This window comes from Bradyrhizobium campsiandrae (assembly GCF_014529705.1).
Classification (GTDB): domain Bacteria; phylum Pseudomonadota; class Alphaproteobacteria; order Rhizobiales; family Xanthobacteraceae; genus Bradyrhizobium; species Bradyrhizobium campsiandrae.
In genome coordinates this window covers 1-24,141 of the sequence record NZ_JAANIH010000075.1, presented here as the reverse complement: position 1 = coordinate 24,141, position 24,141 = coordinate 1, and the positions used below count along the sequence as shown (strand labels likewise).

At 64.4% G+C, this 24,141-nt stretch carries 20 protein-coding genes; 13 read left to right on the top strand and 7 right to left on the bottom strand.

What is annotated here, in order from left to right; genetic code table 11:
- Nucleotides 1–59: 59 nt before the first annotated feature.
- Nucleotides 60–494 (top strand): MarR family winged helix-turn-helix transcriptional regulator, encoded by a 435-nt coding sequence (locus G8O24_RS36125; RefSeq protein ID WP_057747431.1) that lies wholly within the window; start codon nt 60–62, stop codon nt 492–494.
- A gap of 62 nt (nt 495–556) precedes the next feature.
- Here the strand turns inward: G8O24_RS36125 and G8O24_RS36120 are convergent, their stop codons facing one another.
- The gene (locus G8O24_RS36120; protein WP_244646202.1) at nt 557–3,040 is read right to left on the bottom strand and encodes a spermidine synthase family protein; all 2,484 of its coding nucleotides are present in this window, start codon (nt 3,038–3,040) and stop codon (nt 557–559) included.
- 296 nt (nt 3,041–3,336) lie between these two features.
- A complete protein-coding gene (secA, locus tag G8O24_RS36115) occupies nt 3,337–6,177 on the bottom strand; it encodes a preprotein translocase subunit SecA (protein WP_188107290.1) in 2,841 nt (946 codons plus the stop codon).
- 352 nt (nt 6,178–6,529) lie between these two features.
- On the opposite strand from secA, the gene G8O24_RS36110 reads away from it, so the two are divergent.
- Nucleotides 6,530–7,447 carry a peptidylprolyl isomerase gene (locus G8O24_RS36110; protein WP_188107289.1) on the top strand — a complete coding sequence of 306 codons (918 nt, stop codon included), beginning with the start codon at nt 6,530–6,532 and terminating at the stop codon, nt 7,445–7,447.
- Between the two features lie 133 nt (nt 7,448–7,580).
- The gene (gene argJ / locus G8O24_RS36105) at nt 7,581–8,822 is read left to right on the top strand and encodes a bifunctional glutamate N-acetyltransferase/amino-acid acetyltransferase ArgJ (protein ID WP_188107288.1); all 1,242 of its coding nucleotides are present in this window, start codon (nt 7,581–7,583) and stop codon (nt 8,820–8,822) included.
- Between the two features lie 51 nt (nt 8,823–8,873).
- Here the strand turns inward: argJ and G8O24_RS36100 are convergent, their stop codons facing one another.
- Complete coding sequence (locus tag G8O24_RS36100; RefSeq protein WP_188107287.1) at nt 8,874–10,223, bottom strand: TadE/TadG family type IV pilus assembly protein; 1,350 nt, start codon at nt 10,221–10,223, stop codon at nt 8,874–8,876.
- Nucleotides 10,224–10,362: 139 nt separating this feature from the next.
- On the opposite strand from G8O24_RS36100, the gene G8O24_RS36095 reads away from it, so the two are divergent.
- Nucleotides 10,363–10,773, top strand: coding sequence for a (deoxy)nucleoside triphosphate pyrophosphohydrolase (locus tag G8O24_RS36095; RefSeq protein ID WP_188107286.1), 411 nt, complete (start codon nt 10,363–10,365; stop codon nt 10,771–10,773).
- A gap of 79 nt (nt 10,774–10,852) precedes the next feature.
- On the opposite strand, the gene G8O24_RS36090 is transcribed toward G8O24_RS36095, so the two are convergent.
- Nucleotides 10,853–11,701 (bottom strand): methyltransferase domain-containing protein, encoded by an 849-nt coding sequence (locus tag G8O24_RS36090; protein WP_188107308.1) that lies wholly within the window; start codon nt 11,699–11,701, stop codon nt 10,853–10,855.
- Nucleotides 11,702–11,767: 66 nt separating this feature from the next.
- On the opposite strand from G8O24_RS36090, the gene G8O24_RS36085 reads away from it, so the two are divergent.
- From G8O24_RS36085 to G8O24_RS36070, 4 genes are read left to right on the top strand one after another with little or no spacing between them, the layout of a single operon-like run.
- Nucleotides 11,768–12,565 carry a ComF family protein gene (locus tag G8O24_RS36085; RefSeq protein WP_188107285.1) on the top strand — a complete coding sequence of 266 codons (798 nt, stop codon included), beginning with the start codon at nt 11,768–11,770 and terminating at the stop codon, nt 12,563–12,565.
- Nucleotides 12,566–12,612: 47 nt separating this feature from the next.
- Nucleotides 12,613–12,888 carry a glutaredoxin 3 gene (gene grxC / locus G8O24_RS36080; RefSeq protein ID WP_188107307.1) on the top strand — a complete coding sequence of 92 codons (276 nt, stop codon included), beginning with the start codon at nt 12,613–12,615 and terminating at the stop codon, nt 12,886–12,888.
- The gene (locus tag G8O24_RS36075) at nt 12,885–13,775 is read left to right on the top strand and encodes a carbon-nitrogen hydrolase family protein (protein ID WP_188107284.1); all 891 of its coding nucleotides are present in this window, start codon (nt 12,885–12,887) and stop codon (nt 13,773–13,775) included. The genes grxC and G8O24_RS36075 overlap by 4 nt, the downstream gene beginning before the upstream one ends.
- On the top strand, nt 13,772–14,248 hold the full coding sequence (locus G8O24_RS36070) for a DUF1178 family protein (RefSeq protein ID WP_188107283.1): 477 nt from the start codon (nt 13,772–13,774) through the stop codon (nt 14,246–14,248). The genes G8O24_RS36075 and G8O24_RS36070 overlap by 4 nt, the downstream gene beginning before the upstream one ends.
- Here the strand turns inward: G8O24_RS36070 and G8O24_RS36065 are convergent.
- The 3 genes from G8O24_RS36065 to G8O24_RS36055 form a co-directional block, all read right to left on the bottom strand.
- Nucleotides 14,245–15,144 carry an EamA family transporter gene (locus tag G8O24_RS36065; protein ID WP_188107282.1) on the bottom strand — a complete coding sequence of 300 codons (900 nt, stop codon included), beginning with the start codon at nt 15,142–15,144 and terminating at the stop codon, nt 14,245–14,247. The two genes, G8O24_RS36070 and G8O24_RS36065, sit on opposite strands and share 4 nt — an antisense overlap.
- A gap of 265 nt (nt 15,145–15,409) precedes the next feature.
- On the bottom strand, nt 15,410–16,183 hold the full coding sequence (gene ubiG / locus G8O24_RS36060; RefSeq protein ID WP_188107281.1) for a bifunctional 2-polyprenyl-6-hydroxyphenol methylase/3-demethylubiquinol 3-O-methyltransferase UbiG: 774 nt from the start codon (nt 16,181–16,183) through the stop codon (nt 15,410–15,412).
- A gap of 13 nt (nt 16,184–16,196) precedes the next feature.
- Nucleotides 16,197–16,664 carry a PH domain-containing protein gene (locus G8O24_RS36055; RefSeq protein ID WP_188107280.1) on the bottom strand — a complete coding sequence of 156 codons (468 nt, stop codon included), beginning with the start codon at nt 16,662–16,664 and terminating at the stop codon, nt 16,197–16,199.
- A gap of 164 nt (nt 16,665–16,828) precedes the next feature.
- Between G8O24_RS36055 and G8O24_RS36050 the strand changes: the two genes are divergently transcribed.
- The 5 genes from G8O24_RS36050 to G8O24_RS36030 all read left to right on the top strand — a co-directional run bounded on the left by G8O24_RS36050 (nt 16,829) and on the right by G8O24_RS36030 (nt 23,908).
- Nucleotides 16,829–18,085 (top strand): aspartate kinase, encoded by a 1,257-nt coding sequence (locus tag G8O24_RS36050; RefSeq protein WP_188107279.1) that lies wholly within the window; start codon nt 16,829–16,831, stop codon nt 18,083–18,085.
- A 287-nt stretch (nt 18,086–18,372) separates the two neighbouring features.
- Nucleotides 18,373–20,640, top strand: a complete 2,268-nt coding sequence (ptsP, locus tag G8O24_RS36045; RefSeq protein ID WP_188107278.1) for a phosphoenolpyruvate--protein phosphotransferase — start codon at nt 18,373–18,375, stop codon at nt 20,638–20,640.
- A gap of 47 nt (nt 20,641–20,687) precedes the next feature.
- Nucleotides 20,688–21,773, top strand: coding sequence for a peptide chain release factor 1 (gene prfA, locus G8O24_RS36040; RefSeq protein WP_188107277.1), 1,086 nt, complete (start codon nt 20,688–20,690; stop codon nt 21,771–21,773).
- Nucleotides 21,774–21,780: 7 nt separating this feature from the next.
- Nucleotides 21,781–22,662 (top strand): peptide chain release factor N(5)-glutamine methyltransferase, encoded by an 882-nt coding sequence (gene prmC, locus G8O24_RS36035; RefSeq protein ID WP_188107276.1) that lies wholly within the window; start codon nt 21,781–21,783, stop codon nt 22,660–22,662.
- A 463-nt stretch (nt 22,663–23,125) separates the two neighbouring features.
- Nucleotides 23,126–23,908: a DUF4167 domain-containing protein gene (locus G8O24_RS36030; protein ID WP_188107275.1), complete on the top strand. Its 783-nt coding sequence runs from the start codon at nt 23,126–23,128 to the stop codon at nt 23,906–23,908.
- Nucleotides 23,909–24,141 lie beyond the last annotated feature (233 nt).

Here is a 24,141-nt window from a genome sequence, read left to right as displayed (position 1 = left end):
ATAGATGCAGCATTGATTGCAAGACATTCACTCATTTGGGTCAAGACGAAGTCTTAGCCGTGGCAAAATCGAACGCTCCCATCACCGAACACCTCGCCTACCTGCTCGCGCAAGCCAACCGGGAGATCAACCGGCAGCTGGAACTGCGCTTGAGCAAGGAGGGAGTTCCCGTCGAGCAGTGGCGCATCCTGAAAGTGCTGTCCGACGGCGACGGCCATTCGATGGGCGAGCTCGCCGATGCCGTGCTGCTCAACCATCCGACGCTGACCAAGATGATCGACCGCATGGTCTCCGACACGCTGGTCTATCGCGTGCAGGACCCGAACGACCGCCGCAAGGTGCTGATGTTCATCTCCGACCGCGGCAAGGTGCTGTGCAAGAAGCTCAACTCACTCGCGGTCGACCAGGAGGAGCACATCCTGGAGAGCTACGGCGACAAGTCGACCAGCGAATTGAAGCGACTGCTGGAGAGCTTGATCGACAGCTCGAATTGATTGGCTCCGTCGCAACCCGCCGGGGCTAACTCCGTCGCTGCACGATGCGCCGCAAGCGCCCGCTACTTCTCTTCCGTCAGCAGCTCGCGATGCAGGCCAGCGCTGGGCGCGAAGGCGGCCATGTCCTGATCGGGGACCAGTGCCGGGCTCGTCACCGGCGTAGCGGCCGCAGTCGCAGCAAGACTGGTCCTGCGGCTCGCGACGATCATGATCGCACAGACGAGGTAGAAGCAGGCACCCAGCATGTAGGTCCGGGCGATGCCGAATTCGATCGACAAGGTCATGCCCAGCACCGAGGCGAGTATCGAGGTGATTCCGTTGGTGCTCCAGAAGAACGGCAACAGCCCCTGATGACGCCGCCAGATCCAGAGCCCGAGCGGAAACATCATCCCCATGCAAAACGCCGGAGGCGCCAACAGCAGGACCGACAGCAGGATACGGATGCCGGTTGATTCCGCACGTGCCCAGACGGTCACCAGCGGCGTGAACAGCCCTGCCGCCACCAGCGTGGCGAGAAGGGCGATGACCCTTGCGATCACCGCCGCCGGTCGAGCGCCTGACGCGCCGACGGTGGTGCTACCGATCCCGCTGAACAGCAGGATCGTGAACAGCACCACGCTCAGACCGTAGACGGGATGGCCGAGAAACACCATCAACCGCTGCATCTGCGAGATCTCGATCAGCATGAAACCCATCCCGATCGCGCTGAAATAGGTCACGGGCGGGGCGAGCGTCTGCAACGGCACCCGCCGCGCGAGGCGAATGAAGGGTATCGCGATGTAATTGACACATGCCGCAAGCGCGATGACCACGAGCCACCATGTCATGTTGATCGCGGCGTTGTTGTTCATCGACAGTGACGCGTGATTGATCGCGAGATCGCGCAGGCGAGCCGTATAGAAGAAGAACGGATTGTCGTCGGTCGAGGCCGCGATGTTCTCCGGCAGCGAATCCAGGAAGGCCTGGTCGGCCTTGCCGGACAGCAGCCTCGAGGTGATCGTATCGAATGTGGCATCCGGCGCCAGCATGATCTTGAATCCCTGCGCGACGAGACGCTCGCGCGCAGCCTGCCATTGCGCCGGGGTGAATGCGTCCGGGCGGCTGACGACGGTTACGATGTCGTCGACGTTCAGCGCGACGACGTGCTGGGACAGTTCGGCCGCAGGCACGCCCTTGCGCTGGAGCGCGTCGGCCGCAATCGCGATCAGGCGATAGAACTCGCCGCGATGCTTTTCCCGATCATACCAGCGCGACACCGAGAGCATGCCACCGGGTTTGAGCGCAGAATAGAAATCGTCCCAGGCCTCCACCGTATACAGGCGGTTTTCCGTCAGCGTCAGGCCGCCGGCGGCCGTCGCGGCCCAAGTGTCGATCAACGAGATCTGCACCAGATCGTATCGATCGGATGAGCCGTTGATGTAGCTTCTGGCCTCGGCGTTGACCAGCGACACGCCGGGCTGACGATCGAGATGGCCGGAGAAATCGGCGAACTTGTCGGTGAGGACTTCAAAGATCGCCGGATTGATTTCAATTCCGTGGATATGCTTGGCGCCGAAATACAGGCTGGACAGGATGTCGCGACCGCCACCCACGCCGACCACGGCGACGTCGGCCGGCTGCTGGATCAGATACGCGGCGTTGATCACGTCGTCCTTGAGATAGGACAGTTTCTGAAGATCGCCATCGAACCTGGTGATGGGCGTCCCCGCATCGGCGTCGATGTCGAGAAAGTGCTGATCTATCTTCACACTTTGCTCGTGGGCGAAGCCCCAGCCGAACGGAACCACCTCGCCGATCGGAATCACCCTGACGCGCGAATAGGTATTCCAGCGCTCGAACAGCGTGCCGATCTGCTGGGTGCCCTTGGCCCAGACCACGCCAAGGCGATGGCCGCCGGTCAGGTCGAGGCCGGTATGGACGGCGGCGAGGGCTGCCAGCGCCAACACGGTGGCTGCGCTGAAGCGCAAGCCGCGGGCGTCATCGCTGTTTCGTATCACGAGCCAACCGGCCGCGGCGGCCAGAGCGCCGAGCCACAGGGTGGCGCTGACGGGATCGATCACCAGCAAGACGAGGATAACCCCGAGGCATCCGAGCGCAGCGCCGGTCAGATCAGCCGCATAGAGCCACCCCCCGCCATAGGGCAGGCGCGTCAGCAACAGCGTGATGCAGAGCCCGCCTTCCGTGAACGGAATGACGAAGGTCATCGCCGCGAGCGCCAGCGCGACCTGCACCCATTGCGCGGGCACCACGAGCGGCACGCACAAGAAGGCGATCATGGCGCCAACGCTGCTGATGGCAAACCGCGATGCATGGCGGGCAAATTCCGCGCCGACCCGTTCCGGAGCGTAACGTTCGGGCTTGTCGTAGACCTCCATCGCACCGCGCGTCAGCCCGAGCATGGCCAGTGAAATGGCGGCGAATGCAAAATGATAGTAGAGCATCACGCTGAAGAAGCGCGTGATCAGGATCTGGTAGGACAGCGTGACGGAGGCGAGCACAAAGATCGCCACATAGTAGCGACCGTGAACTTTGCTGGTGATCTGCAAGGATGCGGCCCCCGACTGATGCCCTGAAAAGAGCCGGGTCCGCCTTGACTGCCCCGCCCGATGCGCGGCGAGGTTGAACGCAATTTCCTAACAACCGATTGCGGGCTGCGGACAATTCCGCGCGGCCTGGAACCCGCGCCGGTCCGGCATCACGTCCTGGTTAATGCCGCTGCACCAAAGTTGTTGCCGGTCTTACCCTGTGACGATGGTTCCGCTCAGCAAGCGCCTCCGCATCCGGAATTCAGGTTGCGTTTGAATTCCGGTCTCTGCCCGCGGGCAGGAAGAGGCCGCGAGGCTCACGCATATTTGCCGTGGCAGTGCTTGAACTTCTTGCCTGAGCCGCAGGGGCAGTCCTCGTTGCGGCCGACCTTGCCCCAGCTCGCCGGGTTCTTCGGGTCGCGCAGCCCGGCGTCGGTGGCCTGCGGAGCCAGCGAGACGCTCGCGACGGCCATTTCGTCTTCGCCGGTGTTCGGGTCGAACTTGTGCGCTTCCATCTGTGGCAGGACGGGCGCTTCCTGCTCCGGCGGGACGATCTCGACACGCATCAGCTGCGCCGTGACGGCCTCGCGCAAGTGAGCGCTCATCTCCTGGAAGAGATTGAAGGCCTCGGTCTTGTACTCCTGCAGCGGATCGCGCTGGCCGTAACCGCGCAGGCCGATGACCTGGCGCAGATGGTCGAGCATGATCAGATGCTCGCGCCAGAGATGGTCGAGGGTCTGCAGCAGAATGGTCTTCTCGACGTAACGCATCACGTCGGGGCCCCATTGCGCGACCTTGGCCGCCATATGCTCGTCGGCCTTGGTCTCGATACGCTTGAGCAGCTCCTCGTCGGCGATGCCTTCCTCCTTGGCCCAGGCGTCGACCGGCAAGTCGAGATCGAGCACGCGCTTCAGCTCGTCCTTCAGGCCGGCGACGTCCCATTGCTCGGCATAGGCGTGCTCGGGCACGTGCTTGGCGACGAGGTCGTCGATGAAGGCATGGCGCATGTCGGTGACGGTCTCGGCGACGCTGTCGTCCTTCATCAGGTCGACGCGCTGGTCGAAGATCACCTTGCGCTGGTCGTTCTGGACGTTGTCGAATTTGAGCAGGTTCTTGCGGATGTCGAAGTTGCGCGCCTCGACCTTCTGCTGCGCCTTCTCCAGCGCCTTGTTGATCCAGGGATGGATGATCGCCTCGCCCTCCTGCAGGCCGAGACGCTGCAGCATGCTGTCGAGACGATCCGAGCCGAAGATGCGCATCAGATCGTCTTCCAGCGACAGGAAGAATTTCGAGCGGCCGGGATCGCCCTGACGGCCGGAACGGCCGCGGAGCTGGTTGTCGATGCGGCGGGATTCATGCCGCTCCGAGCCGATGATGTAGAGGCCGCCCGGCTTCTTCACGGTCTTGGCGGGCTTGCTGCCCTTGGCCGGCTCGATCTCGACGGTTTCTTCGGCCTTCAGCACGATGTCGCGAAAATGCGCGATGTCGGCCTTGATCTGCTCGATCTTCCTGGCCTTCTCGGCCTCGTCCGCGATATCGGCAGTCTCCTGCTGGAGGCGCATCTCGAGCGAGCCGCCGAGCTTGATGTCGGTACCGCGGCCGGCCATGTTGGTCGCGATCGTGATCGCGCCGGGCACGCCGGCTTCGGCGACGATATAGGCTTCCTGCTCGTGGAAGCGCGCGTTCAGCACCGCAAACAGCTTTGCCGGCTTGCCGGCGCGCGCGGCGGCGTAGAGCTTGTCGAGCGCGTTCTCCTTGCCGAAGTCGATCTGCTTGTAGCCGTTCTGCTTCAGGAATTCGGCCAGCACTTCCGACTTCTCGATCGAGGCCGTACCCACCAGCACCGGCTGCAGCCGCGAATTGGCCCGCTCGATCTCGGCGAGGATGGCGCCGTATTTTTCCTTCTGGGTGCGATAGACCTCGTCGTCCTCGTCGAGGCGCGCGATCGACAGATTGGTCGGGATCTCCACGACCTCGAGCTTGTAGATGTCGAACAGTTCGTCCGCTTCGGTCGCAGCCGTACCGGTCATGCCGGCGAGCTTCTCGTACATGCGGAAGTAGTTCTGGAAGGTGATCGAGGCCAGCGTCTGGTTCTCGGGCTGGACCTGGACGTGCTCTTTCGCTTCCAGCGCCTGGTGCAGGCCTTCCGAATAGCGGCGGCCCGGCATCATGCGGCCAGTGAACTCGTCGATGATCACGACCTCGTTGTCGCGAACGATATAATCCTTGTCGCGGGTGAACAGCGTGTGGGCACGCAGCGCCTGGTTGATGTGGTGCACGACGGAGACGTTCTCGACGTCGTAGAGCGACTCGCCCTTGAGCTGGCCGGCATCGCGCAGCAGCGTCTCGATCTTCTCCATGCCGGCTTCGGTCAGCGTCACCGTGCGCTGCTTCTCGTCGACCTCGTAGTCAGTCTTGTCGAGCCTGGGCAGGAAGCCGTCGATGGTGTTGTAGAAATCCGAGCGGTCGTCGAGCGGGCCGGAGATGATCAGCGGCGTACGCGCTTCGTCGATCAGGATGGAGTCGACCTCGTCGACGATGGCGAAGAAATGCGGCCGCTGGACCATGTCCTCGAGCCGGTACTTCATGTTGTCGCGCAGATAGTCGAAGCCGTATTCGTTGTTGGTGCCGTAGGTGATGTCGCAGGCATAGGCCGCCTTGCGCTCGGCATCGTCGAGGCCATGGACGATCACGCCCGTGGTCATGCCGAGGAAGCCGTAGATCTGGCCCATCCAGCCGGAGTCACGGCGGGCGAGGTAATCGTTGACGGTGACGACGTGGACGCCCTTGCCGGCGAGCGCGTTGAGATAGACCGCAAGCGTTGCGACCAGCGTCTTGCCTTCGCCGGTCTTCATCTCGGCGATGTCGCCCTCGTGCAGCACCATGCCGCCGATCAGCTGGACGTCGAAATGGCGCTGGCCGAGCACGCGCTTGGCGGCCTCGCGCACGGTGGCGAAGGCGGGAACCAGGAGGTCGTCGAGCGTCTTGCCCTCGGCGAGCTGCTTCTTGAACTCGGCGGTGCGGGCCTTGAGCGCCTCGTCGGAGAGTTTCGAGACCTCCGGCTCCAGCGCGTTGATCGCATTGACGCGGGACTGATATCCCTTCACCCGCCGGTCGTTGGAGGAGCCGAAAAACTTGCGGGCGAGCGCGCCGATCATGACCAGTTCCTGTGTTCGCGAATTAACCGCGTTGCAGCCAGTAGGTTGTCACCCACCTGCCTATCAACTCACCGTGACGCCGCGTGGTGTCAGTGCCCGACTGCGGGGTCATCCGCGATATGGGTGGGAATTGAGCAAGTCAGGGTTCAACGGCCAAAAACGCAGCAAAATAAACGCCATCGCCATGGACGCGACCCGGCAGAGATATGGCCGGCCCCTAGCCTTGTCAACGGCGGCCGATCTTGCCGCAAATTCATCATTTTGACAGACTTTTCGCGTTGCCAAGCCCCCCTGAATTGGGCGAGTGTCCGCCCCGCTCGAGCAGCCCCCTGCTTCAACAAAAGGATTTTCCATGACCACCTCGTTCCCGGTAACCACCGGCCTGCGTTTCCGCCATGCGTCAGCCCTGGCTGGCAGCCTCGCTTTGGCGCTGACCCTGGCCTTCGCCGGTCCGCTCCGGGCGGCCGACGATCCGGTTCTGGCCAAGGTCAATGGTGCTGAAATCAAGAAGAGCGACGTCGCCATGGCCGAGGAAGAGCTCGGGCCGAGCCTCGCCCAGATGGATCCGGCGACCAAGGACGAGAACGTCCTCTCCTTCCTGATCGACATGAAGATCGTGGCCAAGGCCGCCGAGGACAAGAAGGTCGCCGACGGCGAGGAATTCAAGAAGCGGATGGCATTCGCCCGCAACCGCCTGTTGATGGACAGCCTGCTGGCCCAGGAAGGCAAGGCCGCGACCACCGACGACGCCATGAAGAAGGTCTATGAGGAGGCCTCCAAGCAGATCACCGGAGAGCAGGAAGTGCGCGCCCGCCACATCCTGGTCGAGACCGAGGACGAGGCCAAGGCGGTGAAGGCCGAGCTCGACAAGGGCGCCGATTTCGCCGAGCTCGCCAAGAAGAAGTCGAAGGATCCGGGCTCGGCCGACGGCGGCGACCTCGGCTTCTTCACCAAGGAACAGATGGTGCCGGAATTCTCGGCCGTCGCGTTCTCGCTGGAGCCGGGCAAGATCTCCGACCCCGTCAAGTCGCAGTTCGGCTGGCACGTCATCAAGGTCGAGGAAAAGCGCAACCGCAAGGCGCCCGACTTCGAGCAGGTCAAGGCTCAGATCGAGCAGTACGTCACCCGCAAGGCCCAGGCCGACTATGTCGCCAAGCTCCGGGCTGACGCCAAGGTCGAGCGGACGGACCAGGCGGACGCGTCCAAGGACGCCAAGCCTTCCGATGCGAAGCCCGCCGACAGCAAGATGGCGCCTCCCGCCAAGAAGTAAGAATTCGCTGTCACTTCGGTGACGTGAAGAGTATCTAAGCCTTCCCGATGCCCGGCCCCGAGAGCGAAGCTCGTCTTCGCTAGGAGGGGCCGGGCATCTGCTTATCCAGATCCCACCAAGGCGCGCCCCTCCGATGTCATCCTCCGTCTCTCCTCTCGCCCCCAGGAACGTCCCTGACATGCCCGTGATCGCGGGCGTTCGTCTTGCGACGGCCGAGGCCGGCATCCGCTACAAGAACCGCACCGACGTGCTGCTGGCGATCATGGACAAGGGCACGGCGGTCGCCGGGGTCTTCACCAGGTCGAAATGCCCGTCCGCGCCGGTGGAATGGTGCCGCGCCAAGCTGAAGGGCGGCAAGGCGCGCGCCCTCGTCGTCAATTCCGGCAATGCCAACGCCTTCACCGGCAAGACCGGCCGCGCCTCCACCGCCCTGACCGCGAAGATTGCCGCCAAGGCCGTCGGCTGCAGCGAGAGCGAGATCTTCCTGGCCTCGACCGGCGTGATCGGCGAGCCGCTGGACGCCACCAAGTTCGACGGCGTGCTGGGACGCCTCGCCGTATCAGCGGAAGCAGGCGACTATCTCGCCGCCGCCAAGGCGATCATGACCACGGACACCTTCCCCAAGGTCGCGACCGCAACCGTGAAGCTCGGCAAGGCCAAGGTCACCATCAACGGCATGGCCAAGGGCGCCGGCATGATCGCCCCCGACATGGCGACGATGCTGTCCTTCATCTTCACCGATGCGCCGATCGCACCGGCCGCGTTGCAGGCCCTGCTCAAGTCCGGCGTGGAGGACACGTTCAACGCCGTCACGATCGACGGCGATACCTCGACCTCGGACACGCTGCTGGCATTCGCGACGGGGGCCGCTGCTGAGCATGGCGCGCCAAAAATCAGCCGCGCCAGCGATCCCCGGCTGAAGGCCTTCGTGAAAGCCTTCAACCAGATCCTCGCCAACCTTTCCGAGCAAGTGGCACGAGACGGTGAAGGCGCGCGAAAACTGGTCGAGATCACCGTCGAGGGCGCCAAGACCAAGGCGTCCGCGCGCAAGATCGCGATGTCGATCGCCAACTCGCCGCTGGTGAAGACCGCGATCGCGGGCGAGGACGCCAATTGGGGCCGCGTGGTGATGGCCGTCGGCAAGGCCGGCGAGCCGGCCGATCGCGACAAGCTCTCGATCTCCTTCAACGGCATCCGCGTTGCCAAGAACGGTGCGCGCGATCCGTCCTATGACGAAGCCCAGGTGTCGGAAGCCATGAAGGCGCCGGAGATCGCGATAAAGGTCTCGCTCGGCCTCGGCAAAGGCCGCGACCGCGTGCTGACCTGCGATCTCACCAAGGAATATGTCGCGATTAACGGCGATTACAGGTCGTAGCTCAGGCCGTCATTCGGGGGGCGATGCGGCCCGAATGACGCGCCTCGCGTCTCAGCTCGCGATCCGCGCGTCGGCGAGGGCCTTCTTGAACAACGCATCCATCGCGTCCGAGATGCCCTGGGTCGGACTTACCTCGAAATAGAAGCCCGGGGAGGCGCAGCTCTGCATGTTCTGCGCGATCTCGCTGTTGGGGGATGGGCCCCATGGCCCGGCGTTGAACGGCGCGATCCAGTCGTTGTACCAGTTGTCCGTCGGGGGCTGATACGTCGTGTACAGCACCGCGATCTTGATACCTCGGTTCTTCAAGGTTGTGCACAGTGCGGGGTTGATGGGCGACTGACAGCGCGGCGCTATGTTTCCCCAATTCCTGTTGTACATCGTCTTCAGACAAGCAGCATTGCTCTCATCCGCAACGCCGTCCGATACGAAAAACAAATACTTCAGCGGTGCGGCAGACGTGCCTGGTCCCGGCGAAGAGATTGCGGTGTTGATCGCAGGAAAAATGGTGCTGAAGGGCGTATCTTTATCGGCAGTATACGCGTCATTCTGACCGGCCACCGCCATCAGGTCGATGCCTCCCGCAGCGGTCTTGGCGGACGTCAGGCTGGACGAGAGCGAAAACAGATTTCTCAATCCGATCGTCGCTGACGAAGCGCCGAAGTCGTAGATCGCCATTCTGAACTGGTTCGAGTAGGTCTGGGTCCTCTTGGCTGTGTCCATCAAGTTCGCGCTTGCCTGGCGCACGACGTCGATTCGGGTCGTGATGCCATTCGTCTTGGCAATGTCGTAGTTGCTTGTGCCGGCCGGCTTGGAAGTGTCATGACATGCGAATGCGCAGCCACCCGTCTTTGCCTGCAAATTCGTTATGTCCGTCGGCGTCGCCGCCACACCCATCGACGGTGAATTGTCCAACAGGAGATAGAAGTCGACATAGAGCGGCATGTTGGCCGTCGAGGTCGACGTGCCTCCCACGGTCATCGTGGCCTTGCCGATCAGGCCGAGAAACATGGTGTCGATGCTGGCGCTGAACCCAACCGTCGAGGTCACGGTCGAGCCGACCTTGGTCACGGCCGGTGTCACACTGTTGAGCCTGTAGCCCGTCAAATTGGCGCGGTTGGCATCGAAGATGTTCTGGGCATCGGTCACGCCGACGGGGATCGAGCCATCCGACGTCATCGAGCCCGCCGCCGCGAAGGCCGGCGAGGCCTTGGCGATCGAGCCGACGCTGGCCGCATCGGCCGCGGCCTGCAGCTTGGACCGGATCTGGGTGGCGCGGGAATAGTCGACGGCACAGCCGACTGCGGTGATCAGCGGGACGCAGGCAATTGCAAAGATCACCGCGATATTGCCGCTGGTGTCGCGGCCGAACCGGCGAGTGAGATTGTGAAGCGCAACCCGCATGGCTCGGCCCCGAGATGGTTTTGATGGTTCCCACCCTAGGAACCGTCGATTAAATATGGCTTATGCAAATCGTAGAAGCGCAGGCCCTAACGGGGTTAACAGACCGTTACGGGTGATCCTCAGCGAGCGACAATCACGCATGGCCGATCTCAAACTGACACTGGTGGTGGCGTGCGCGCTGGTCGATGCCGACAAGCGCGTCCTGATCGCGCAGCGCCCGGAGGGCAAGACGCTGGCGGGCCTCTGGGAATTTCCCGGCGGCAAGTGCGAACCGGGCGAGCGGCCGGAGCAGAGCCTGATCCGCGAGCTCCACGAGGAGCTCGGCATCACCGTCGCCGAGCCGTGCCTGGCGCCGCTCATCTTTGCGAGCTATGGCTACGAGACGTTTCACCTGTTGATGCCGCTCTATATCTGCCGTCGCTGGGAAGGTCAGGTCACGCCGCGCGAGGGCCAGACCCTCGCCTGGGTCCGCGCCAACAAGCTGCGCGACTACCCGATGCCGCCCGCGGACATTCCGCTGATCCCGCATCTGATTGATTTGCTGATGTGAGTTGCTCTGCGCCCCGGACGCAGCGGGTCCCGGCTCGGCGCAGCAGCGTAAGAACGCTGCAGCGCGTTCGGGACACAGATCACTCCTTCCCGGCCTTCTTCACGGCCTCCGCCAGGCTCGCCTTGGCCGAGCCCGGCTTCAACGGCTGCTGCTGGCTGGCATGCGGCGCCCAGCCGGAGAGCCAGATGATGTCGAACGTCGCGCGGATGCGGCCGTCGGCATCGGCGAAGCGCTCGGCATAGATTTCAGCCGTGCGCAACAGCGTCGCGCGCCGGCTCGGCGCGCGACGCCGCTCGATCAGCACGTTGGTCGCGCCCATGCGGCGAAGATCCTGCATCAGCGCGAACGCGCTGGAGTAGCGCACCACGATGCGATCGACGTCGGTGACCGGCAGCGCGAAGCCCGCCCGCTGCAGCAGCGCGCCGATGTCGCGCAGATCGGCGAACGGCGCGACGCGAGGCGACACACCGCCTTCGCATTCGGCTTCTGCCGCGGCGAAGGCCTGGCGCAGTTCCGTCAGGCTGTCGCCGCCGATCATCGCCGCGAGCAGCAGGCCGTCCGGCTTCAGCGCGCGACGGATCTGCGCAAGCACGCCCGGCAGATCGTTGACGAATTGCAGCGCCAGCGCCGAGACGACGAGATCGAGGCTCTCGGGCGCCACGGGCAATTTCTCCGCCCCCGCTGCGTCGAGCGCGATCCGTTGCAGCGACGGCAACCGCTCGCGCAGACCTGTGAGCCCCTCGCCAGGCGTCCACAGATCGGCTGGTGCGTGAAACTCGCGCATCACTGCGGCGAACCGGTCGGCCATCTCCTCGGCGACCCGGTCGAGCAGGAAGCTCTCGGCACCCTGCGCCAGCGCACGCCGCTGCCGTGCATGAAGCAGGGCGCGATCGAACAAGGCTGGCGGAGTCTGCGGGGTCTGGGCCATGCCGCTGGTTACGCCCATCACGAGGGTTCTGGCAATCCGGTGAATGCGGCGCTAGCTTCTCCTTTCATGGAAGCTGATGCCGCCCCATCCCGTTCCATCGCCGCTCCGTTGCGTGCCGCATGGACCGCCGGCCGCCACGTGCTCGCTCGCGCGGCGCGGCTCGCACTCGACATCGCGCTGCCGACGCTGTGTGTGTCCTGCCGCGAGCCGGTCGATGGCGAGGGCGTCTGCGCGGCGTGCTGGACAAAACTGTCCTTCATCGAACGGCCCTACTGCCCGCGGCTCGGCATTCCCTTTGTCTACGACCCCGGCCCCGACATGCTGTCGATGGAGGCGATCGCGAGCCCACCGGCCTATAAGCGGGCACGCGCTGCCGTGCGTTACGACGACGTCGCCCGCACGCTGGTGCATGCGCTGAAATACCAGGACCGCGCCGATCTGGCGCCCACCATGGGCCGCTGGATGGCGCGCGCCGGCGGCGAGCTGCTCGACGGCGCCGACATGCTGGTGCCCGTGCCTCTGCATTGGCGCCGGGCCTGGCGGCGGCGCTACAACCAGTCCGGCGCGCTGGCGCAGATCATCGGCCGCCAGAGCGGGGTGAAGGTGAGAGCCGAAGTGTTGCGCCGGGTTCGGGCCACCGAGCAGCAGATCGGCCTGTCGCGGGCCCAGCGCGCCACCAATGTGCAGGGCGCCTTCCAGGTATCCCCCGACCGTCAGGCCGAGGTCCAGGGCCGGCGCATCGTCCTGGTCGACGATGTCCTGACATCAGGTGCGACGCTGGACGCCTGCGCGCGCGCCCTGCTGCGCGCCAAGGCGGCCCAGGTCGACGTGCTGGTCTTTGCCCGGGTTGTCGAGATCAGGTAAACCCCCATATAATTCAATAAATTCGTGACATGAAAGCGCTTGATACCATGACCGCTGCTGTCGAGATCTACACCAGGCCGGGGTGCGGCTATTGTTCCGCCGCCAGGTCGTTGCTGACCCGCAAGAAGGCGACCTTCACGGAATTCGACGTCGCCAAGAACCCGTCCTGGCGCGAAGAGATGTACGACCGCGCCGGCGCGGGCTCGACCTTCCCGCAGATCTGGATCGGCGGAACCCATATCGGCGGCTGCGATGACCTCTACGCGCTCGATCGCGAGGGCAAGCTCGACGGCCTGCTGGAAAGCGTCAAGGCGGTATCATGAGCCAGAATGAAGCTGAAGGCAGGACCTTCACCGCCGCCATGGTGCAGATGCGCACCGGCCTGATGCCCGAGCCGAGCCTTGCGCAGGCCACCAGGCTGATCCGGCAGGCGGCCGCCAACGGCGCCGACTACGTGCAGACGCCCGAGGTCAGCAACATGATGCAGCTGAACCGCAAGGCGCTGTTCGAGCAGCTCCAGAGCGAGGAGGACGACACCTCGCTGAAGGCGTATCGCGCGCTTGCAGCGCAGTTGAAGATCCACATCCATGTCGGCTCGCTGGCACTGCGCTTTTCGCCTGAAAAGGCGGTCAACCGCTCCTTCCTGATCGGGCCCGAGGGCAATGTGCTCGCGAGCTACGACAAGATCCACATGTTCGACATCGAGCTGCCGGACGGCGAGAGCTATCGCGAATCCGCCAACTATCAGCCGGGCGAGACGGCCGTGATCTCCGACCTGCCCTGGGGCCGCGTCGGTTTGACGATCTGTTACGACGTGCGCTTCCCTGCGCTGTACCGCGCATTGGCCGAGAGCGGCGCCTCTTTCATCACCGTGCCCTCGGCCTTCACCCGCAAGACCGGCGAGGCACATTGGCACATCCTGCTGCGCGCACGTGCGATCGAGACCGGCTGCTTCATCTTCGCCGCGGCGCAGGCAGGCACCCACGAAAACAAGCGCGAGACCTATGGCCACTCGCTGATCATCGATCCCTGGGGCGAAATCCTCGCCGAGGGCGATGTCGAGCCCGGCATCATCATGGCCAGGATCGATCCGGCCAAGGTCGAGACCGCGCGCCGCGCGATCCCCTCGCTCCAGCACGGCCGCCGCTTCGGCGTCTCCGATCCCAAGGCAGGTCCCGATCATCTGCATCTGGTGCGGGGCTCGGCATGATCCGCTACGCGCTCCATTGCGACCGCAACCATCAGTTCGAGAGCTGGTTCCAGAGCTCGTCGGCCTATGATTCGCAGGTGAAGCGCAAGCTGGTGACCTGTCCGATCTGCGGCTCGGCCAAGGTCGACAAGGCGATCATGGCGCCGCGTATCGTCGGCAAAAAGGGACGCGCTACGCCGCCGGCGGAGCCTGTTGCGACTACCGCGCCCGAGGCTGCGCCGTCAGGACCGACCTCGCTGATGATGGCGCAGGAGCGCGAGCTGCGCGCCAAGCTGAAAGAGCTGCGCGACCACATCGTCAAGAACGCCGACAATGTCGGCGAGCGTTTTGCCAACGAAGCCCGTGCGATGCATTACGGCGACAAGGAGCATCGTCCGATCTACGGCGAAGCGTCGCCTGACGAGGCCAAATCGCTGATCGAGGAAGGCATCGAGGTATCGCCGTTGCCGACCCTGCCGGAAGACCGGAATTAGGCTCCCACCAGCACTGCCACACCGACCACGATCAGCACGATGCCAAAAATCTCGCGCGGCGCGATCGGCTGCTTGAACGAGTAATAGGCCACGGCTTGCGCGAACAGCACCTCGATCAAGGCGAGCGTGCGGACGTTGGCGGCGGCCGTCAGCGCAAACGCCAGGAACCAGAATTGCGAGGCGAAGGCGCCCATGAAGCCGGCCAGCAGCGACGGCTTCCATAATCCCAGAATCGACTGCAGCACCTTTGGCGCGCGCCAGAGCAGATAGATTGTGAGTATTAGCGTCTGCACGAACAGGCCGAGCAACAGCGTGAACGACGACGCCGTCACGAACGAGACATCAGGCACCGTGATGATGGCGCCGCGGAAGCCGACCGCTGAGAGCGCAAACGCGGCAGCGGCAACGAGGCCGGTGATGGTGGGTTTCAATTCGGCAAAACTCTTCTCGCCGCCCGGACGTAGTGCGGTGATGACGACGCCGACGGTCGCGATCACGATGGCCAGCACCTTCAGCCAGGTCAGGTGATCGCCGAGGAAGACGAAGCCGAAGATCGCGGTCTGGATCGCCTCGGTCTTGAGGTATGCCGTCGTCACCACGAAGGAACGGTCGTTCATGGCGAGCAGCATCAAGCCGGTGGCAACGATCTGGCTGAGCGCGCCGAGCAGCAGCCACGGCCAGAACACGGAGGGCGGCATGCCGATATGATCGCCGGAGACGATCAACACCACCGCCAAAAACAGCAGCGAGAACGGGAATCCGAACAGGAAGCGGATATTGGTCGCGCCCCAGGTCCCCAGCGGCTTGGTCAGCGACCGCTGCATCGCATTGCGCGCGACCTGGCCGAGCGCAGCGACGACGGTGAAGGGAATCCAGAGGCTGGCGACGGTGAGCATTGGGAGGGTGGCTAATACAGGAAAGGTCCGGCCAACCTGCAAGCTACCGCTCACGCGGTCAACCACACGGGCGTCATGGGAGCGATGCTATCGCAACACCTTCAGTGTCGACCCGGCGAAGGCCGGGACCCATAACCACAGAATTTAGTTTGGCGAAGACTCGGAGTTGCCAGCTACGGCCATCACCTCTCCCTGGGAGTATGGGTCCCGGCCTTCGCCGGGACGACACCGGAGGTGTGGATGCAGGGTCCTACTTACGCAACCCTCACACCATTCCTTCAGCCACCACCATGTAGTTCACGTCCATGTCCGAGGAGAGGGTCCATTTGTCGGCGAAGGGGGAGTAGACGACGCCGGTCTGCTCGGTGATGACGAGGCGGTTGTCGAGGAGATATTTGGTCAGTTCGTCCGGCGTGACGAACTTGTTCCATTCGTGAGTGCCGCGCGGCAACCAGCGCAGGACGTATTCGGCGCCGACGATGGCGAGCGCGAAGCTCTTCCAGTTCCTGTTGAGCGTGGACACGACCATCAGCCCGTTCGGCTTCAGCATCGAGGCGCAGCGCTTCAGGAAGACACCGACATCGACGACGTGCTCGACCACCTCCATCGCAAGCACGATGTCGAAGCGCTCGCGCGGGTCGATCTCCTCCACCGTGGTGCAGCGGTAGTCGATCGCAAGATGGCTCTTGTCGGCATGGAGCTTTGCCGCCGCAATGTTGCTGGCCGACGGGTCGACGCCGATGACCTGCGCGCCAAGCCGCGACAGCGGCTCGCAGAGCAGGCCGGCGCCGCAGCCGATGTCGAGCACGCGCAAGCCGGCGAGGCAGTTGAGGCTGCGTACATTGCGCTCGAATTTGCGACAGGCCGCGTCGCGGATATAGCCGAGCCGCAGCGGATTGATCCGGTGCAGCGGCGCCATCTTGCCCTTGGGGTCCCACCATTCGGCCGACAGCTTGGAGAATTTCGCGATCTCGGCGGCGTCGACGGTCGAACCCGGCTGGGCGGCGGCAGTGGCGGAAGTATCTTGCTGCATGCTCATGTTACGCGCGGTCCTACCGCGTGGTGATCGAACTACGGAAAGCCAGCGGCGAGGCGATGGTCTTGATCGTCTCGATCCCTTCGCCGACGCCGCGGATGGTCACGTCGCCATAGTTGAGGATTCGTCCAAGAATCGTCTGGTCGACATCGACACTCTCGACCTTGTCCAGCGCCATTTCAAAGGTACGGCGCTTGATGAAGCCGGTTTTATGCACAACCCTGAGATTGGTGACGTCGGTCTCGGTGGTGAAGCGGTGGAACCAGCCCTTCACGGTCCAGTACAAGGCGGCCAGCGCGACCAGGCCGGAGCCGAACAGGCACAACATTTCCACGCTGTAGATGTCGCTCTGGCGGGAGAGCGCGAACAGGACGATCGCAACGATCCAGGCCAGAATGGCCGGGAAATAGAAGATCCAGTGCGCATTGGTCGAATACAGCACCCGCTCGCCGGGCTGCAGGATTTCGTCGATATAGCGCGCCATAACCTCTGATAACCCATTGCCCGGATTGGGTCTCCAGGAACCTGCCCGAGGAACCCGCTTGCCCCCGGGCCCGCCCCTCTGTATACGCGCGGTCGGTACCCCCCAGGGCATCCGTCCGGCGCGGGTCACCATACTGATCCTCAAGAGGGAATGCACGCGTCGTCATGAGCCGCCTCGTGATGAAATTCGGCGGCACGTCCGTCGCCAACATCGAACGCATCCGCAACGTCGCACGCCATGTGAAGCGTGAGGTCGATGCCGGCCATGAAGTGGCCGTGGTCGTCTCGGCCATGTCGGGCAAGACCAACGAGCTGGTGGCCTGGTGCACCGAGGCCTCGCCGATGCACGACGCGCGCGAATATGATGCCGTCGTCGCCTCCGGCGAACAGGTGACCTCGGGCCTGCTCGCCATCGTGCTCCAGAGCATGGGCATCCAGGCCCGCTCCTGGCAGGGCTGGCAGATCCCGATCAAGACCAGCGACGCCCATGCCTCGGCCCGGATCGAGGACATCGACGGCAGCGAGATCATCAAGCGCTTCCAGGATCGCAAGGAAGTTGCTGTCATCGCCGGCTTCCAGGGCATTGATCCGAGGACGGGCCGCATCACCACGCTCGGACGCGGCGGCTCCGATACCTCGGCCGTCGCGGTCGCCGCGGCCGTCAAGGCCGATCGCTGCGACATCTACACGGATGTCGATGGCGTCTACACCACCGATCCGCGAATCGTGCCGAAGGCCAAGCGGCTCGACAAGATCGCGTTCGAGGACATGCTGGAGCTGGCCTCCCAGGGCGCCAAGGTGCTCCAGGTGCGCTCGGTGGAACTCGGCATGGTCCACAACATGCCGATCTTCGTCCGCTCGAGCTTCGACAAGCCCGAAGATATCGACCCGCACGCCAACCAACCGCCCGGCACCCTGATCTGCGGCGAGGAGGAGATCATGGAAAACCACGTCGTCACCGGCATCGCCTTCTCAAAGGACGAGGCCCAGATCTCGGTGCGCCAGATCGAGGACAAGCCCGGGGTGGCGGCGTCGATCTTCGGCCCGCTCGCGGACGCCAATATCAACGTCGATATGATCGTTCAGAACGTGTCCGAAGACGGCAAGACCACTGACCTCACCTTCACGGTGCCGGCTGCCGACCATGTCAGGGCCAAGGACACCATTACCGCCGCCAAGGCCAAGATCGGCTATGCCAGGCTCGATACCGCGACCGATGTCGCCAAGATCTCGGTGATCGGCAGCGGCATGCGCAGCCATGCCGGTGTCGCTGCCCAGGCGTTTTCGGCCCTCGCCGCACGGAATATCAACATCCGGGCCATTACAACCTCCGAGATCAAATTCTCGGTTTTGATCGACACCGCCTATACCGAGCTCGCGGTGCGTACGCTGCATACGCTCTACGGTCTCGACCAGGCCTAGTTTAATTTTCTCTTAGCGGTCGCAGCAAAACGCGGGGGTGTACACACCTTCGCGTTTGGCAGGCGTTTTGCTTGGCAAAACAAGCCTCAATTCGCTATACGGCGAACAGGGTGGGCTGCCGCAGACTGTGTCCCAGTTCAGGCCGCTGATTCGGTGCAAACACGAAATCTCAGGAGGATTCGGGTTTGCGCCTGCGCCGGACAAACAAATTGATTGTTTTTCTGGAATTTTAGGCCAGCCGCCGGCCGATACCGCCGGGCCGGGCAGACGGAGGAGATTGACGGTTCATGCGGAGCGCGTCGGGAGGTCCCCGCGTCTTGTTGAGACGGCTCCGCGAAACCATGGCGGAGCAGGTCTCGGCCCAGGAGCGGCTGGACAAGATCGTGGTGCTGATCGCCGCCAACATGGTCGCCGAGGTATGCTCGGTCTATGTGCTGCGCATCGACAACACCCTTGAGCTCTACGCCACCGAAGGCCTCAACCGCGAGGCCGTGCACCATACCGTGCTGAGCGCCCATGAAGGCCTGGTCGGCCTCGTCGCCAGCGAGGCGACGCCGCTCAATTTGAACGACGCCCAGAGCCACCCGGCCTTCTCGTTCCGCCCGGAGACCGGCGAAGAAATCTACCACTCCTTCCTCGGCGTGCCGATCCTGCGCGCCGGCAACACGCTCGGCGTGCTGGTGGTGCAGAACCGCGCCAAGCGCACCTATGTCGAGGAGGAGCTCGAGGCCCTGCAGACCACCGCCATGGTGCTGGCGGAGCTGATCGCGTCAGGCGAATTGTCCGCGCTCGCGCAGCCGGGCCACGAGCCGGCCGCGCGCCATTCGACACAGAAGGCCGGCGCCATCCTCTCGGAAGGCATCGCGCTCGGCCACGTCGTGCTGCACGAGCCGCGCGTCGTCATCAAGGACTACATCGCCGAAGACCTGCCCAAGGAGATCAAGCGGCTCGACGCCGCGCTCGCCAAGCTGCGCTCGGATCTGGACCGCATGCTGGAGCGCGGCGACGTCGCCGAGGGCGGCGAACACCGCGACGTGCTCGAAGCCTACCGCATGTTCGCCAACGACCAGGGCTGGTCGCACAAGCTGCACGAGGCGGTCGCAACCGGCCTCACCGCGGAGGCCGCCGTCGAGCGCGTGCAGTCCGATACCCGCGCGCGCATGCTCCGCTCGACCGATCCCTATTTGCGCGACCGGCTGCATGATCTCGAGGACCTCGGCTATCGCCTGATGCGGCAGCTGGTCGGCCAGGACCACGCGCCATCACGCGAACAATTGCCCGACAATGCCATCGTCATCGCCCGCGCGATGGGGCCGGCCGCGCTGCTCGACTACGACCGCAAGCGCCTGCGCGGCATCGTGCTGGAGGAAGGCACTGCCAACTCCCACGTCTCGATCGTGGCGCGCGCGCTCGGCATTCCCGCGGTCGGCGAGGTGCCGAATGCGCCAGGGATCGCCGACCCAGGCGATGCCATCATCGTCGATGGCACCTCGGGCTCGATCTATGTGCGCCCCTCGCAGGAGATCGAAGCGGCCTATGCCGAGCGGGTGCGTTTCCGCGCCCGCCGCCAGGCGCAATATGTGGCGCTGCGCGATCGGCCCTGCGTCACCAAGGACGGCGAGAAGGTCGAGCTCCTGATCAATGCGGGCCTTGCCATCGACCTGCCGCATATCGACGACACCGGCAGCGCCGGCATCGGCCTGTTCCGCACCGAGCTGCAATTCATGGTCGGACAGAGCCTGCCACGCACCAGCGACCAGCTCGCGCTCTATCGTGCCGTGCTGGATGCAGCCGGCAGCAAGCCCGTGACCTTCCGCACCCTCGATATCGGCGGCGACAAGGCGCTGCCCTATATGGAGACGGTGATCGAGGAAAATCCCGCGCTCGGCTGGCGCGCGATCCGGCTCGGGCTCGACCGTCCCGGCCTCTTGCGCGGCCAGATCCGCGCGCTGCTGCGCGCCGGCGGCGGCCGTGCGCTGCGCATCATGTTCCCGATGATCTCGGAGGTCGCCGAGTTCGACTCCGCCAAGGCGCTGGTCGAGCGCGAGCTGACGTACCTGCGCCAGCACGGCCACACGCTGCCGGAGCGCATCGACATCGGCACCATGGTCGAGGTGCCGGCGCTCCTCTACCAGCTCGATGAGCTCTTGAAGAAGGTCGACTTCATCTCGGTCGGCTCCAACGATTTGTTCCAGTTCCTGTTCGCGGTCGACCGCGGCAATGCCAAAGTCTCCGAACGCTTCGACACCATGTCGACGCCGATCCTGCGGGCGCTGCGCGATATCGCGCGCAAGGCGCAGGCCGCGAAGAAATCGCTGTCGCTCTGCGGCGAGATGGCCTCCAAGCCGATCGGCGCGCTGGCGCTGATCGCGATGGGCTACCGTTCGCTGTCGCTGTCCGCGACCGCGCTCGGCCCGGTCAAGGCGATGGTGATCGACCTCGACGCCAAGAAGGCTGCGGCGATGCTCGATCCGCTCCTGGATGCTCCTGCGGGGAGCGTCTCGATCCGGCAGAAGCTGACGGAATTTGCCGAGACCGAAGGCCTGGCATTGTAGCGGGCCTGCCGCCGCCCTCGCCTCCTTCCGCTATTGAGACTTATCCGATGTCGTCACTCCCCGAAGCCAAGCTGGACGTGCTCCTTGCACATCATGCCTCTCTTGAAGCCGAATCGCTCGGACAGCTCTCCTCCGAGCGGTATGTGCAGGTCACGCGCGAGCTCGCCGAGATCGCGCCGTTGATCGAGGCGGTGAAGACCTATCGGTCAGCGGTCAAAGAACTCGCCGACACCGAGGCGCTGATCGCCGATCCCGCCACCGACGCCGAGATGCGCAGCATGGCGGAAGCCGAGCGCGACGAGCTCAAGACGAAGATCGAGGAGCTGGTCCAGAAGATCCGCATCGCGCTGCTGCCCAAGGACGCCATGGACGACCGCAACGTCGTGCTGGAAATCCGCGCCGGCACCGGCGGCGACGAGGCCTCGCTGTTCGCCGGCGACCTGTTCCGGATGTATGAGCGCTTCGCTGCCTTGCAGGGATGGAAGGTCGAGGTGATCTCGGCGAGCGAAGGCACCGTCGGCGGCTTCAAGGAAATCATCGCGGAGGTGCAGGGCCGCGGCGCGTTCTCGAAGCTGAAATTCGAATCCGGCGTGCACCGCGTGCAGCGCGTGCCCGACACCGAGACGCAAGGGCGCATCCATACCTCGGCGGCAACCGTCGCGGTGCTGCCCGAGGTCGAGGATGTCGACGTCGACATCAAGAACGAGGATCTGCGCATCGAGACCATGCGGGCACAAGGCGCCGGCGGCCAGCACGTCAACAAGACCGAATCGGCGATCCGCATCACCCACATCCCGACCGGCATCGTGGTGATGATGCAGGACAGCCGCTCGCAGCACAAGAACCGCGCCTCGGCCATGAACATCCTGCGCTCGCGCATCTATGACGCCGAGCGGCAGCGCGTCGACGCCGCGCGCTCGGCCGAGCGCAAGGAGAAGGTCGGCTCCGGCGATCGCTCCGAGCGCATCCGCACCTACAATTTCCCGCAAGGCCGCGTCACCGACCACCGCATCAACCTGACGCTCTACAAGCTGCCGCAGGTGATATCGGGTGAGGCGCTCGGCGAACTCACCGATGCGCTGACCACCGAGCACCAGGCCGCGCAGCTCGCCGCGCAAGGCGCGGCCGCGTGACGGACGCGTGAGCAATCCCCTCACCGGACGGCCAATCGAAAGCGCGCGGCGGGCGCTCGCGGCAGAGCTGAGATCGGCGGGGCTCGACGAAGCCGAGCTCGACGCGCGCATCCTGACCGGTGCAGCGCTCGATCTGGATTTGACCGGCCTGATCGCGCAGGCGGCACGTCCTCTCACCGAAGCCGAGGCTGCGCGACTCGCCGGCTACGTGCGGCGGCGCATCGCCGGCGAGCCGGTGGCGCGTATTCTCGGCATGCGAGAATTCTGGGGCCTGCCATTTCGCTTGTCGGAAGCAACCCTGGTCCCGCGGCCCGACACCGAGACGGTGGTCGAGCGCGCGCTCGAGATGTTTCGCGAGCGCGACGTCTCGCATCCACCGCGCATCGCCGACATCGGCACCGGATCGGGCGCCATCCTGCTCGCGCTGTTGCATGAAATTCCCGATGCGTTCGGCGTCGGCACCGATCTCAGTTTCACGGCGCTTCACACCGCCAGGGGCAATGCCGCCGCCCTGGGCCTTGCCGGCCGCGCAGCCTTCGTTGCCTGCTCCTACGCAGCTGCGCTTCGCGGCCCGTTCGACCTGATCGTGTCGAACCCGCCCTATATTCCGGCTGGGGAAATCCCAAAGCTGAGCATCGAGGTGCGCGAGCACGATCCGCATCTGGCGCTCGATGGCGGCAATGATGGATACGATGCCTACCGGGCCCTGATCCCCCAGGCCGCCGGCCTGCTCGCCCCCGGCGGGGCACTGATCGTCGAGACCGGACAGGGCCAAGCCGGGAATATTGAAACCTTGATGGCCGCCGCCGCGTTATCGATCGACAGGTCGCCCAAGCCGGACCTGGCGGGCATTCCCAGGGCTGTCTCGGCCCGAAAAATGCCCCCATAAAAGCCGGATTGGGCTCTAAAAAACCTCTTGGAATATCCCGTGGGAACGACTACGTTCCGGTCAACACATCGGTGCCGGCCCCGTAGACCTACGGGCGAAAGCCGGGCTCTCGGGCGAGAGCTTTACTGATTACAGGTTCCAAGCCGCAGGTCCTGTTGAGCGCGATGGCTGATAGAGCTGCGCCGCTTACCGACCGCAAAGTGAACGAAAGCCTGATATTGCGCTTGAAGACTTACGCAACAAAGCTGGGCTTGTTTCGGCAGGCGATATGAATGAGTTCGCTGGCAATGAATGCTGGCGGGTGGGGAACGCGTCTTTGTTGAACGCGACGGTCGACGAACATTGGCAGGGTTCAATCCGCTCTTGCGCGCGGTGCGCGCGAGGTCTGTGAACCGCTGTCGTCAGGTCACTCCTAGCAATCAGTAATGCGTGCAACCTTTAGGGCTGGAATTAAAGGCAGGACATGAGAAACGGTCAGAACAAGCAGCGGATGCGCAACCGCAACAACAACAATAACAACAACCGCCGCGGCCAGAACCCGATGACCCGGGTCTACGAATCGAACGGTCCCGACATCAAAATCCGCGGCACCGCCTCGCACATTGCCGAAAAATACCTCCAGCTTGCGCGAGACGCGCGCTCCTCCGGTGACCCGGTTGCCGCCGAAAACTACTACCAGCACGCCGAACACTATTTCCGCCTGATCGCGGCGGCCCAGGAACAGTTCCGCCAAAACCAGCAGCCGCGCGGCGACGAGCCCGTCAGCACCAGCAGCGATGATGGCGAGGACGACGGCGAGAACTTCTCGGCCTTCGGCCAGGAGCCGGGCTTCGTTCCCCAACCGCCGCAGCAACAGCCCTTCATGCGCGATCGCGACGGCCAGCGCGATCATCACCAGCGTGACTATCAGCCGCGCGACAACCAGCAGCCTTATCAGCGCGACAACCAGCAGCCGCGCGAGCATCGCGAACGCGACCATCGTCCGCAGCCGCAATATCATCAGCAGCCCCAGCCGCCGAACCAGCCGCAGCCCGTCGTCGCCGATGCCGGCAATGTCGATCGCCTGCCCTCCTTCATCACCGGCGCACAGCCGCAGGCGAGCGGCGCGCCGGGCGGCTTCGAAGGTGGCAATGGTGGTGGTGGCGAGCGCTATCCGCGGCGGCGCCGCCGGCCGCATGGCGGCCCGCGCCCCGAGCGCGAGGCAGCTCCGGCCGCGACCAGCGACGATCTCGCCCCCGGCGAATAAGGCGCCCCGATCTTCCGATCTCAGGACTGCATCGTCCCGGCTTGCCCGGGACGATTTGTTTTCAGCCCCGCGTCACCGTCGTCGAGGACGGCACCAGCACGTCGTCTGTGAAGAACACTGGCTTCAAGCCGGAACGGTGTGAAGCGCGGCAGTGAGAGCCGAGAGGATTTGGCGCAGCAACAGGCTGAGCCAGCGGATGAGGCGGCGGAAGTTGTAGCCGGCGGCGGCGAGGA